Raw genomic sequence first — 13,967 nt, 5'->3', positions numbered from 1 at the left:
GGCGTGCTCACGGCTGCGCTGCGATGGCACTGCCTACGATATACGGAACGCAACTCCCGAAAGGAAGCCTCATAATCAGGATCGAAGGTCGGGACGAGAGGGAGCCGCGGCTCGACGCGCCCCACAGAGATATTGGGCGGCCTGCTCGTCAATAATGAGGGCCTTCAGCAACCCCCCGCGGATGGCAGCGGCGATGGCGGCGGAGCGGTCGCCTCCTGCCACCACGCCAATGACCTGGGGAGTTCTGCGAAGCTGCTCCAATTCAATGCTCAGAACCCGGTCACGCCATCGTGAAACACACTCCTTGCCATGCTTGTCATAGAATCGCCCGCAGATCTCCCCCACCGCGCCCTCACCAGCAAGTTCCTTCAGATCGTGCGGGCTAAGGACGTTGCGAGCCACAAAGACTGAATCCGTCAGCGTGCCGACTCCGACAATGGCGACGTTGGCCCGGGTCAGCTGCTGGTGAACATAACGGATTTGGGGGAGGATCCGAAATGTATCCCGGGTTTTCTGGTCGGGGACAAATGCCGGAGTGTTGAGAGCCTCGAAACGGCCTCCGCTGCGCCGGGCCAAGATCCGCGCCAACTCGAGGGCGTCTTCCGGCCCGATGGAGGAATCAATGCTGCCCATAGCCTGAACAACGGTCAATTGGCGTTCCTTGTCCTCCGGCAGGAGCTGAATCAGTTCGCGGATAGTGCGTCCACCGGCGATGGCAACCACAGACTTTGGTGGCAAGAGAGCAGCGACAACTGGGGCGGCAAAGTGGCCGACGACACGCCGGGCGTCCGCGCTAGTGGCCCCGACGGAGGTCTTGATGACCACTACGGTCCCAAGCCCGAATTGTTTGCGGAGAGCGCGCTCGATCACTTGGTTGCGGGGCTCATATTCCGCCACCGAAATGCGCACGATGCCGCGCTCCCGAGCCGCCGCGAGCAAGCGTGATACTTTGGCCTGGGAAATCTTTACGAACCGCGCCACTTCGCTCTGTGCCAGCCCGTCGAGATAATAGAGACGGGCGGCAAGGCGCAACTGTTCGTCTGAGTAGCTATTCAGCATTACAATTCACAAATATTCGTCGCCAAGCCTACCGTCAATAAGTCTTTGCCGGATTGCGGCATCACTCCGCATGATCAAGACCGTCACCGCACATGGTCGCGGATTTCCGCCAACTGCAAGATTCCGACGCCCGGAATCAAACTCAGGCAAACGGCGGTCTTCATAGGAATTAAGCTGCGCTGGATCAGGGAAAGATCCTTATGCGGTAATAGCGAGCGCCGTTGGTAGGCGGCCCGCCAGTCAGGGTGAAATCGTCAGTGAACGACTGCGTCGAGGCTGTCCCCCAGGGGCTGGCATCTATTTCATTGGTGAAAGCGCGCGTAATGTCGGTGAATGCAGCCGGCAAGGCCCCGTAAGCATCGCTATTGGCAAATTGCACCCGGTAGCGCGTGCCGCCCACGGTGGACCACGAACAGGAAGACTGACCACCGGGCAGTTCGGAAAAGCTGAGGATGCGGAGGGCCGAGGTGGCATTTGTGGGGTTGGTGTTGGCCCGGTATTCCTGCAGGTTGTTTTGGCCGTCGCCGTCGTCGTCTGCAGCCGCGTCGCTGACGCCATAGTAGGCTTCCCAGGCGTCGGGCAAGCCGTTGGCATCAGTGTCGGCGGGGGATGCGACATTTATGCTCATGGTAGCAGCCTTGCTGTTCAGTTCGCCATCACTTACATGGTAGTTGAATCGCTCTAACCCGCGGAAACCGCGCGCCGGCAGGTAAGTCAGCAGGCGGTTAGTAGGGTTGAAACCCAGGACCACCCCATTGACCGGCTGCGTATCCATTATCAATGTGAGAAGATCGTCGTTGGGATCGCTGGTGTAGAGGCTCCAACTGGCGGGAGCATCGCCCGGCACGGTTACGAGCTGGTTGTTGGCCACCGGCGCGCTGTTGGGGCCGGTGGTGAAGTGCCAGGCTGGTCCCTTGGTGGTGTTGCCCGAGGCATCAGTGACTACGACGTACCATTCGTAGCTCGTATTATGCCGCAGGCCGGACCAAGTGATGCTCGTAACACTGCCCGGGCCGACCCCTGTGTTGGTGGCCAAGGCGACGCAAGGGGTTCCGTCCGAGCCTCCGCCACCGGTCTGCATGTTGTAGGTGAAGAAGAACTCGCTGTCCTCATCCGTCTCGTATTCATCGGTCCAGGGCGAGTAGGTCTGCACGGTCACCACGTTGTTGCTGGGCGAAAACTCCATAATCCGCATGATGCCGTTGCCACCATTGGTGCGGCACTGGTAATCCGAGATGAGCGTGCGGATGGTATTGCCATTGTAGGTGTCCGTGCGCGAGCCTTCGCCTTCGCCGGTGCTGCCGCAGACGTGGCCGCCGAGCAGCAGGAACAGGTTGGCATTAGTCTTGAGGGCATTGTAGATGGCCTTGCCCTGGGTGCTGAAACTGCTGGGCGTAGCAGCGGTGCCCATGTAATGCGTCACCGCGATGGCTCTCCGGTGGGCGTTGGTGCGCAGCACGTCGTTGGCCCACGCCAGGACTTCCGCCGGCGGCGACGTGTCGTACTCGAAATACAGCACCACAAAATCCAGCCCGCTGACGCTGAAGAAATCAAAGTGATTATTGTTGTTTGTCCCGTAATGGCCCGCGTAATACCCGTATCCCGTGAAATGCGACACCCCGAAGTATCGGTTGTAGTTGCTGGTCGTCCCGCTGGTGGCATCCCCATTCGGGCTCTGTTCGTGGTTGCCTACCGCCACCCCATAGGCCACGCCATCCTTAAGCTGGGTCCGCACAGGATTCTCCAGGCGGTACATTGCGTTGGTCGCGTTATACCATTGTGAGATGTAAGACGGACTGTCCCCGTTGTTTGAAATGTCCCCGAGCTGGGTCACATAGGCGACATTCCGCGACAGCCGGTTGGAAACAGCCCATTCGGTCTGGGCAATCATCATGGCCTTGGTCCCGCCGTTATTCTGCGCCGTATAATTCTGGGTATCCGGCATCACCACCATGCAAAAGTCCGGGCCGGGATAGGGCGTGGGGGCTTCGTGTCCGTAGAAGGTCAGGGAGAGATCGCCCGGCGCGACATTGGAAACGGCGACACTCAAGGTGACGCTGCCTCCCATATCCTGCGCGTTTTCCGGGGGAGCGATCAGGGCGGCGCTGCCCGTGGCGGGGATGAAGACGAAGGAGGCCACGGGTTGGGTAGTGGGGGTCTGGAGGCTGGGGGGACTCCCAGGCAAGTCACGTGACTGGATTATCCAGCCGTCGCCGTCGGGCTGGTAACTGACTATGTTGTCCTGGTTTTGGCTGAGGCCGCCTTCGGCCGAGAGGATCAGCACACCGCCGGCGGGGGAATGGCCGGGTATGGTCAAACGCCAGGTGCCTGTGCTGGTGTTGGTGACGGTGAAGAGAGGGGTCGCGCCGCCGGGCATCAGGATGGTTCCGTCCCCTTGGAACCTCCCGGAAATAACGGTCAAATTGGTCTCGGGAATAAACACAAATGCCACGGGGTCTTGTTCGTTGACAGAACCGTTGGCCCCGCTGTCTTTCACATACACCGTCCAGGTGCCGTCGTTGTTCACCTGCGACGTCGCATAGTTGTCTTCGTTGTCCCCGTAAGTGACCAGCAGCACCCCGTTTGTCCGGGAATCAATGCCCAGACTAGTAAGGTCCACCGTGGAGACGCCGCTACCATTATCCACGAAATGAGTGCCAAGAACCAAGCCGGGCGAGCCTGTGAAAAGATTGTTGGCGCCGCCATTCGTATCACCTGAGTTGCGAGCGAACCCCCCGAGCCAATTGCTGTAAGAAAAGAACGCGGCCGACACGTTGATGTTGTACTCGGCCCCGGTCGGCGCATTGAACGAGGGAATCCAGTACGCGCCCGCATTGGCGCCGCTGCGCGAGTAAGCCATCGCACTCGTGCAGAAATTAGTCCCCGGGTAGTTCCAATGCAGGTTATCCCGGCCGTTCTCGGCCACCGACGTCAACAGCACACCGGTGTCAACGTCGTCGCTGCTGCCGGAACCGATCTGCACATTGTAATCGCCGAGGCTGGAACCGTCCCGCACGTTGAAACCGTTTAGCGAGAGCGTAGTGGTTACTGTCACGGAATTGGTGGTGTTCTCCAGATCGTGCTGTACGACTGAGATATTGGCCGCCGCCACTCCATTATCGGCCTGGGCCGAGGACAATCTTGCGCAAACGAGACCGCTTAGCGCCACCAGAACCAGCGCCCGCCCATGTGCGGCCAGACAGGCACGCCGGCTTCCAGCCGGCTTAGCCTGCTCGCAGGCACAAGAGAAAGCCTTGGGCCTCCGGCTAGTTAAAGCCGACTGGAAGTCGGCGCTCCGGCCGTGCCGGGCAGCAGCATCCCCGGGATTATGGCCTTGGATTCCAGCTTTGCTGTTTGTTGTCGTAGTGTTCATACTTCCTCATTCCGATTGTCCGGCAGGCGGCGCGTTAGCCATTTCAGCCAGGGCGGTATTGACGTGCGCCTGCAGTTTTACCATGGAGGGGCTTTGCTGTAGCCGCCCCGGCAAGCGCTTCACCGCCACCAGCGCCGCCTCGTAGGATTTCCGGGCTTCCGCCATCCTCCCGGCCTCGAGCAAAATGTCACCCCGCCGCGCAAACCAGCTTTCCTTGCGCATGGCTCGCGCGAGGATGGTCTCAAGCCGGACCAGCGCCGATTCGTGGTTCTTTCTCCCGAGTTCGAGGTCCAGGGCATACCCTTGGAGTGGCAAGACCGGCCCGTGTTTCCTGATCCCTTCGTCCAGTGCCCGGAGGGCTTCCACGACGTCTCCTTCGGCAGCAAGCGCCTGGGCCAGCTCCACCACGTATTCCGGTTGCGGCTCGCGTAGTCGTTCCAGTCCGCGCCAATAGTCCGCAATGGCGGCTTTGCGCTGGCCGAGCTTAATCATGAGGCGGGCGCGGCCAACAAAGCACTCGCCATCGTCGGGACTGCGTTGCACCGCCTGGTCAAACACTGCCCGCGCCGCCTCAAATTGGCCGCGGTCAGCCAGGAGTTTGGCACGGCAACGATCCACGCCGGGAAGGCCTGGGTCAAGCTGCGCCGCACGGTCAAAATCCGCTCCGGCCTCTTCCCACAGGCCGTGCTCGCGTTTTAGTTCGCCGCGCTCGAGGTATAGCGCCGCCGGGTTGTTCGTTGCCGCCTCGATTTGTTGGGTGTACTCCAGGATACGCAAATGAATCTCCCCGTGGGCCCGGGCGGCCTGAGGCTGGGCCAGCGCCACGGCGAGCACCCCAGCCACGACCAGCCAGCAGAATGCGCCGGATAGCGGGAGGGCCTCGGAGCTTCGGTCCATTCCAGCACCCGGGTGGAAGTCACCAAACGTCATCGCACGACTCTGATGCGGTAGTAGCGGGAGTGGTTAGTGGGCGCTCCGCCGGTGAGAGTGAGGTCGTCAACGAACGATTGCGTGGAGCCGGCGCCATAGGGGCTGAGATCCATCTCGTTAGTCAGCGACCGCACAACATCAGCGAGCGCGGTTGGCAAACTCCCATAGGCTTCGCCATTGCCGAACTGCACGCGGTAGCGTGTGCCGCCGATCGAAGGCCACGTGAGGCTGTAATGTCCGTTTGCCTGCTGGGACACCTCGGTAATCTGGAGCACCGACAAGGCGTTCGTAGGATTGGTGTGTGCCAGACACTCCTGCAAGTTGCTCTGGCCATCCCCATCCGCGTCGTCGTCCGGATCGCTGACGCCGTAGGCGGCCTCCCATGCATCGGGCATCCCGTTTGCATTCCAATCGGGCGGAAGCAGAACATTAAGGTGGATGCTGGCAGGGCTGCTAGTAGCCTGGCCATCGCTGGCTATGAAAATGAACTGGTCCGTGCCGCGGAAACCGTAGGCTGGCCAGTAGGTCAAAGCGCCTGTAGCCGGATTGAAATCCTGGATCACCCCGTATGCCGGCGGAGTTTGGATCTCGAAGGTAATCGCGTCCCCATTCACATCGGTGGCAAGCAGCGCGAGGCTGGCTGGTGCGTCGCCGGCAAATGTGCTGAGCAGGTTCACCGCCGCTGGCGGAGTGTTCGACTGGGCGGTGGTAAACCGCCAGACAGGACTGGCGACTGTCATCCCTGCCTCGTCCGTAACGGCCACATACCATTCATACGCCTTGTTGGTCTCCAGCCCGTACCAGACCCATTCGCTCACGCTGCCGGGCGCCACCGCCTGGTTGGTAGTCAGCGCGGCAAACGGCATGGGGGCGCCGGGACCAGCCGGTTGCATGTTGTACTGCCAGAAGAACTCGCTGTCCTCATCGGTAAGGTATTCCCCTGTCCAGGGCGAAAAGCACTGGGCGATCACCACGTTGTTGCTGGGAGAGAAATTGAGCAGGCGCATGAAACCGTTGCCGCCTTTGGTCCAGCCCTGGAAATCCTGCACCAGGGTTCGGATGGTATTGCCATTGTAGGTATCCTCGCGCCGGCCCTGCCCAGTCACATGGCCGCCGAGGAACAGAAACAGGTTGGTGTTCCCCTTGAGCGCATCGTAGATGGCGTGCGCCTGAGCGCTCCACACCACGGGCGTCTGGGTATTCCCGAAGTTGTGCGTCACCACGATGGCCCGCCGGTGGACGTTGGTGGCCAGCACCGCGTTGGCCCACACAAACAAATCTGCGGGCGGATCGGTATTGTATTCGAAATAAAGCACCAGGAAATCAAGCCCGCTCGCACTGAAGAAATCGAAGTGGTTGTTGTTGTTCGTCCCGTAGTGACCCCCGTAGTACTCCCGCCCCGCAAAGTGCGACACCCCGAAATACCGGTTGTAATTGGAGGTGGTGCCCACGGCGGCATCCCCAATCGGCGAAAACTCGTGGTTGCCCACCGCCACCCCGTAGGCCATGCCGTCCGGAAGCTGGGTCCGCACGGGATCTTCCAGGCGGTACATCGCGTTGGTCGCGTTATACCATTGGAAAACGTAGTTGGGGTTGTCCCCGTTGTTCGAGATGTCGCCGAGCTGGGTCACATACGCGACATTTCCCGCCACCCGGTTGCTGATCGCCCACTCGGTCTGCGCAATGAACATATTCGATGACCCCCCGCCCAGCAGCCCGGTGTACATTTGCGTGTCCGGCAGCACCGCGATGGTAAAATCGGGTCCCGGAAACACCGTGGGGGCCTCGCGCCCGTAAAACGTCACCGTCAGGTTCCCCGGGCCGCTGTTAGTCACGGACGCCTGCAACGTGGGCGATGCCTTGACCTGGGCAGCGTTGTTCGGCGGCCAGACTACCTCCGCCCGGGCGGCCAGTGAACTCACCGGCACGTCGTCCGGATCCAAGCCCTGGTAACCCGGATCGGTGCTGTCGGCCGGCGAAAGCACGACGCTGTAGTTGCCATCGGTGGCACCGTTCTGCCCCGTCACCGTCACTGTTTGCGGCTCGTGCCAGTCAGTTGCATCGAAGATCAGCATGCCCGGCGCCACGATGCCCTTGGCCGGATCGCTCGAACTCAGGCTCAAGGTGACAACGGCGGTCGGAGCTGCTTGCAGTGCCACCGTGAAGCTCGCCTTGCCCCCGCTGGCTGTCGTCAGCAACCCGTTCGTCTGCGCCACGGTGAATCCCGGAGGCGGCGTGGGGATAAACACGAACGAAGCGACGGGCTCGCCCGTCGGCGTCTGCAAGCCGTTGTTTGGCGTGTCTCGCGACTGGATCTCCCACCCCAAGCCGTTTGTATAGGCTTGATAGCTCACGATGTTGTCCCCATTCAGGCTTGCGCCGCCTTCAGGCGAAATGACCAGGATTCCGTTGGTTGGCGAATGGCCGGGGATTCTCAGGTCCCACTGGCCCGTGCCCAGATTCGTCACGGTGAACTGCGGGCCGACGCCGCTGAACATCTCGATGCTGCCATTGGCCCTGAACCGCCCCGAGATCAGGGTCGTGTTGGTCCTGGGAATGAACACGAAAGCCACCGGGTCCTGCTCGTAGTCGGTAAAAGTGCCTTCGCCAATATCGCGGACGAACACATTCCAGGTGCCGTCTTCCGTGTTCACCTGCGACAGCGCGTAGTTGTCCTCGTCTTTGGCGTGGTTGACCAGCAGGATCCCATCCGTGCGGGAGTCAACGCCCAGGCTGCGCAGATCAACGATGGATTTCCCGGTCGTCACCCCCTTGAAATGGGTCCCCAGCACCAGGCCCGGCGAACCGGTGAACGTGTCATTGGTGGCGTTGTTCTCAGCCACCGCGTTGCGCGCCAGGCCGCCGAGGTATCGATCGTAAGGAAACCACGCACCAGCCACGTTGACGTTGTACTCGTTGCCGGGACTCAAGTAGCTCACGATCCGGTAACCGCCGCTGCCCGTCCGCTCGATTGCGCTGGCGGGATAACCGTTGGTGCCAAAATTGTCCCGCCCATTCTCAGTCACCGAACTTATCAGCACCCCCAGGTATTCGTCCTGCGAGGCGGCAAAGCCGGCCCCAATTCGCACATTGTAGTCTCCGCGGTTCCCGCCCGTGCCAAGCCGAAAGGCGCCGATCTGTTGCGACAGCGTTACCAGCGCGACATTCGAGTCCACCTCGGAGATCTGCTCCACATTAAGCATGCCCGCCGCCACTCCGTGGTTCGCCGCCGCTTGGGCCGACACCAGCCCGCCGGCCATGATCCCCGCCCCAATCGCCAGCAATGCCACCGCGCTCCATCGTCGCCCCCCCCCCCGCCCGGCAGGACAGACAGCGCGCGCAACTCCCTGCGTCCCGCGAATACCCGGCAGCGCGCGCCCTGCCTTGAAGGCCCGGCAAAATGCGCTTCTCCAATCACTCATTGCATCTTTCATAGTCTCATGCCTTCTGCCAGGCGCGACCCGGCCTGCTCGTTGCCCATCACAAAATGATGATGGGCCGTTACGAAAAGCGGGACGGCGTCCCCGCCGTCCCGCCCTGATTCATGTTATTCCCAGCCTTCGCTGGGTATTATGGCTCGCGGACTCGGTAGAACGCATTCGCATTGCCCGGCAACAGCGAATTATCCGTAAATACCCCTGTTCCCCCGCTGCCAATGGTTACCGTCCCGCTCAGCACCGTCCAACTGGCCGTCGGGACCGTCAGATCGCCCGTTCGCACCACGTGGTAGGTCTTGCCAACAGTGCCGCTGACGGTCAGGTCAACGCTGGTGCCGTTGTGGACTGCCCCGACGATCGCCGGAGCCGGATCATAATAGACCCGGAGCAGCGGGCGCGTGTTCACCGTGGCGTTGTTGGCCGAGTTGAAGGCCCAACCGTTGCTGCCTTCGTCCCACGGCATGATCGCCCAGCCGTTGTTGGCCAGTGTGCCGCTGGCCCAAGCCTGCACATCCGCTGTTATTTCGATGTGGTGCCTCGTGGGCTGAACGGAAACCCCGAATCCCTCCACCGGGATCGTGACTGTCGGCGACACTGCCGCCTCCACCCCGTCGGTCTGAACACCGTTTACCCAGGTGTTCCACGTATCAGCGTCATTCCACGGCTTCAGAACGTGGTGGAACTGCCCGCCCGCGCCCTGTGCGTCGGCATTGATGCTTGTAAGCTCAAGCACTGCCACGTGTACCTTCGAACCCGGGGTCACCTTGCCGGCGCCGGTGCCGAAGATGTTATCGAACCGGAGCAGGACGTGGTTCGGGTTAGGAACCGGCGCGGCATTCACCAGCGGGTCCGGAGAGAGCGTCGCATTCCCCGCGTAGCTCGTATCCGGAGCAACCAGTCGGACCTGCGTGTCCACCGTCCCGGTGTAGCCGTCGGTGCCTTCCTGGAAGGACGCGGCCGCCACCGAGGCCGGCACCCAGCCGACGCGCAGACGCGGGCGCAGAAGGATGTTCGCATGCTCGCACGGGCTATACGCCGTGCCGTTCGATCCGTTTGTCCGCGGGCTCATGACCCAACCGTAGTTGTTGGCCCCGTTCTGCCAGGCCTGGATATCGGTTGTAACGCCAATCGTCCTCAGGCCCGTCCCGCTCGTCGTGTTGTTCGCCGAATCCATCAGGAAGGCAGTGACTTGTGAGACGGCGTTGGTGTCGTCCAGTTGGATACCGCCCGGGTCGCCTGGATATGATAAGTCCTTGAAGTAGTTCCACGTGGCGCCGTCCGAATCCCAATCCACCAGCATCCGGTTGAACAGAGCGCCATGCCCGCTATCTTCCACGTTCAGCGTCAGCTCCGCGAAGACAATCTTCGCGCCGGGCGGAATCTGGCCCAGTCCGGCCCCAAAGATGTTCGTGAACCTCAACAAACACTGGCTCTGGTCTTCTGGAAGCAGGGCGGCGGTATTCCAGTCAATCCACAACCGGGTGCCACCATTGTTTTGGCCCATCGGATACGGAGTGTCCGGATCGTCAAAGACGGTCTGGCAGTCCGCCGCCCCGTAATAGGGGCCAAAGCCGCCGTCCGCGTCCTGCTGGAAGCTGTAAATGCGCATCAGCCGGACGATGATTGTCTTGGATGCCGTGCTGACCCCCGAAGCTCCATCCGCCAGCACGAACGAGAGCGTTCGCGTGCCCGGCGCGGCGCCGGCGTCCACGTTCTGATACGTAACCGCCCGAACCAGCGCCTGCACAGCGGCGGGAGTCGCCGCGGCCGAGTTGAAGGTCACGCTCAGCGGGGTAGTGCCCGTCCCGCCGCTCCAGGTGCCGATGGTGGCGCCCTCATAGGTGACGTTGTTGCCCGACACGCCGATCTGGCCTACGCCCATCCCATCATTGCGCACAGCCAGCCGGTCATTGCTGTTGCCCCCGGCGGTGATCGTCACTGTCAGCCCGCCGCCGTTGTAATCGGCGGAATCCACGTCGCTCAGCGTGGCGTACCCGTCAATGCCCGTCGCCGGCTCGCCGATGCCGTAAATGAAATTGCCCGAAGGCAGGGCAACCTGTATTTCGTTATCAATCGTCTCCGCTGCCACATCATCCGGATCAATCGCCGCATAGACCGGATCGGCGCTGGTTACCGTCGTGGCAATCGAGTACGCGATTGTGCCGTCATTGACGAGGTCGTCGGCGGCCGTCAGCACAATGTTCTGCGGCGTGTTCCAGTTAAGGGGCGTGAAAGTCACCCCTGCGGCCGTGCCCTCGGTCGTGTCGGTCGAGACGCAGTTGATCGTCACATCGGCCGTCGGCTCGCTGTTGAGCACAACGGAGATATTGGCGGTTGTGTTCGGTTCGGTCACCGTGAACTTGCTGGCGGGAACGATCACCTTGGCCAGGTCATTGTCCAGGTTCACCCCCGCCACATCCAGCGCGTCGAAGTTGTTGTAGGCCGGGTCGGCGCTGCTGGCCGCGCCGGTCACGATGCTGTAGGCGATGTTGCCGTCCTGCACCCAATCATCCACGCCCGTCACCGTCACCACCTGCGGCGTGCCGTAATCGAGCGGTGTAAACGTCAGGCTCGCGGGCGACACCGTCGCCTCCGTTGTGTCGCTGGAGCTGAGGCTCAAGGTCACATCCGCCGTCGGTGCCACCGTCAGCCAGACCGTGAACGTGTCGGTGCCATTGGGCTCGGCAGTCGTAACGCCGGTCTTGTCCAGCGCCACCCCAGCTTCGTTGTCAATGTTGATGACCTGGACATTTCCCGGCACCAGCCCGTTGTAGTTGGGATCCGTGCTGCTCGTGGCGGTGAGGTTGATCGTGTAGGCCTGCGAGCCGTCCACCGCGCCATCATCCACGCCGGTCACCGTTACCGTCTTCGCCACATCCCATTCCGCCGGGGTGAAGGTGAGCGTCGCCAGGTCCACCGTGCCTTCGCTCGTGTCGCTCGAGGCGAGATTGATCGTCACGTCGGCAGTGGGCTTGGGATAACCGTTGACCCTGACCGTAAACTGGGCCGTTCCGCCGGCCTCAGTCGTCAGAAGGTTCTTGTTGGGCGTGACCGTCACGCCCGGCTTCTCCGCGGGGATGAAGGCGAACGAGCAAACCACGTCCGTGTCGTCCATCTGTTGCCCGTTGTTGCAGGCCGGAAGATCCCGGGTTTGAATGATCCAGCCATCCCTCGCCGCATTGGGTTCATAAGTGACCACATTGTCGCCATTAAAGCCACCACCGCAGGCGCCCGATATAATGAGCACACCATCGTCCGGCGACCGGCCGGGAACCTTCAGCAGATATTGGCCGTCGGTGAAGTTCGTGACCGTAAAGGCCGGAGTGGCGCCGCTGTGCATGGTGATCGAAGCATCAGCCGTGAACATCCCCGAAACCACATTGGTGTTGCTCTTGGGAACAAACACAAAGACGATAGGATCCTGCTCCAGGTTGTCCGAACGGTTGTCGCGGACTTGGATCGTCCAGGTGCCGTCCCACTCATCATCCGCATTGTTAACTTGAGAGACCGCGTAGTTTGCCTCATTCTTGGCATGATTCACCAGCAGCACGCCATCACGCCGCGAGTCTATCCCGAACGGTCTTAGGTCAACATAGGCTCTCCCGTTAAGCGCGTAGGCCGTCTTCCAATCAATGAAATGCGTCCCCAGCACCAAGCTGGATGAGCCGGTAAAAGTATCATTGACGCCGCCGTTCGCCCCCGTCGAATTGCGCGCATACCCGCCCAGCCAGGTGTTGTAAGGAAACCAGGCGGCCCCAAAATTCACGTTTTGCTCGCCCGACGCGACACCGGCAGCCGAACCGATGCGGATGGCAGCGGGGGCAATCTCATACGCTTGCCCGGACTTCAAGGTCGGATTCACGCACATCGTATGTGTGCAATTGGTAGTGTAATCCTGCCGTTCATTCTGCGCCACAGCGCCTATCAGAACGCCGCCGGCTACATCGTTGTCTTCGCTATACGGAGGGGTCAAGAACTGGTTTGTTGGTCCGATCGCAATCTTGTGGTCCGCTATGTTACCGTTGTTCGTTATCCCAAATTGGTTCACTCCCACCAGGACGGTCATGAACGTGCTTGCGTTGGCCAAGCCAGTAACTTGGACCTGTCCCGCCGCCACGTCGTGACCGACGCGATCGGCCAGCGCGCTGGTTGTTATCCCCAACGCCGCGAGGATCGCGACCGTCAGGAGGATGGTAAACGCCCGCCCGCAGGCGAGCCCGATGGTGGCGCCCGTTGCGGGGCGCGCATTTAAGGCTTGTGTTCTTATGTTCATGTTTGGGTTTGTTGCTTGTTGTTGGTTAATAGCTGGAACGTTGACTGTCGGCACGGCATGGAAAAGTCTAATCGCATCTTCGGCTGGTTAGTAGGAGCCTTCCGCGGGTTCGGTATTATTGGAATCGTGCGCGAGATTCCAGACATGCATGAACTTCTTCCGGGTCACCCAGGCGGCATGGCCGTCCAGGAACGTGAATATCTGGCCGTCCTTGCCGTGGTTGTCCATCCGGTCGGGCCAGTTGTTGTAATCGCCCGCGCCCGCGTCATCGTCCCCGTCGGTGATCATGAACACGTTGGCCGGGCCCGGCTTGGTGCCGAGGCCGCCGGGCTTGTAGTTCTTCAACACAAAGCCTTCCAGCCCGCGCTCGGACTTCTTGCCGCGAGACGTCGTGCTCCCACCCCAGTTGCCGAAACACTCGTAGCTGGTGCCGTTGGCGGTGCGGGTCCGGCCGTTGTTGGACAGGTCAACCACCACCGTCCGGCCGTTCCATTTCGGATCGGCAATCACCATCATGTTGGTCCGGATCTTGTTCTGCGTGCTCGCGCATGTATAACTCCCGAAGCTCTTGACGTAATTCGGCCAGAGCCAGTTCAAGTCGTCATCCGAGCCGCTGCGGGTTGTGTAAGACGGCACATTGCCTATCTCCGCCGGAAGCCACGTGTCCCCGCAGAAATGCCCGCTGCTGTCGTCCGCGTAGAGCGTGCTCCCCAGCCCGAGCTGCTTGAGGTTGTTCAGGCACTGAACCCTGTGCGCCTTGTCTTTGGCCTTGGCCAGCGCCGGCAGCAGCAGCGCGGCCAGGATGGCAATGATCGCAATGACGACCAGAAGCTCGATCAGTGTAAATGCGCGCGCGGTTTCAGAAGGTTTTGAAATGGTTTCAGATGGTCTAGCC

General features: G+C 61.2%; 6 protein-coding genes. All 6 read right to left on the bottom strand.

Annotated features, from left to right (window positions below):
* Nucleotides 1-75: 75 nt before the first annotated feature.
* A complete protein-coding gene (locus P5205_11320) occupies nucleotides 76-1,059 on the bottom strand; it encodes a sugar-binding domain-containing protein (GenBank protein HSA10947.1) in 984 nt (327 codons plus the stop codon).
* 184 nt (nucleotides 1,060-1,243) lie between these two features.
* Nucleotides 1,244-4,432, bottom strand: coding sequence for an Ig-like domain-containing protein (locus P5205_11315; GenBank protein HSA10946.1), 3,189 nt, complete (start codon nucleotides 4,430-4,432; stop codon nucleotides 1,244-1,246).
* Between the two features lie 6 nt (nucleotides 4,433-4,438).
* Nucleotides 4,439-5,329: a tetratricopeptide repeat protein gene (locus tag P5205_11310; GenBank protein ID HSA10945.1), complete on the bottom strand. Its 891-nt coding sequence runs from the start codon at nucleotides 5,327-5,329 to the stop codon at nucleotides 4,439-4,441.
* 29 nt (nucleotides 5,330-5,358) lie between these two features.
* Nucleotides 5,359-8,796 carry an Ig-like domain-containing protein gene (locus P5205_11305; protein ID HSA10944.1) on the bottom strand — a complete coding sequence of 1,146 codons (3,438 nt, stop codon included), beginning with the start codon at nucleotides 8,794-8,796 and terminating at the stop codon, nucleotides 5,359-5,361.
* 136 nt (nucleotides 8,797-8,932) lie between these two features.
* Entirely contained in the window at nucleotides 8,933-13,072 is a 4,140-nt protein-coding gene (locus P5205_11300; GenBank protein HSA10943.1) for a DNRLRE domain-containing protein, read from the bottom strand.
* Nucleotides 13,073-13,159: 87 nt separating this feature from the next.
* Nucleotides 13,160-13,948 carry a prepilin-type N-terminal cleavage/methylation domain-containing protein gene (locus P5205_11295; protein HSA10942.1) on the bottom strand — a complete coding sequence of 263 codons (789 nt, stop codon included), beginning with the start codon at nucleotides 13,946-13,948 and terminating at the stop codon, nucleotides 13,160-13,162.
* Nucleotides 13,949-13,967: the final 19 nt, after the last annotated feature.

Source organism: Candidatus Paceibacterota bacterium (assembly GCA_035452965.1).
Taxonomy (GTDB): domain Bacteria; phylum Verrucomicrobiota; class Verrucomicrobiia; order Limisphaerales; family UBA8199; genus UBA8199.
This window is presented reverse-complemented; position numbering and strand designations above follow the sequence as displayed.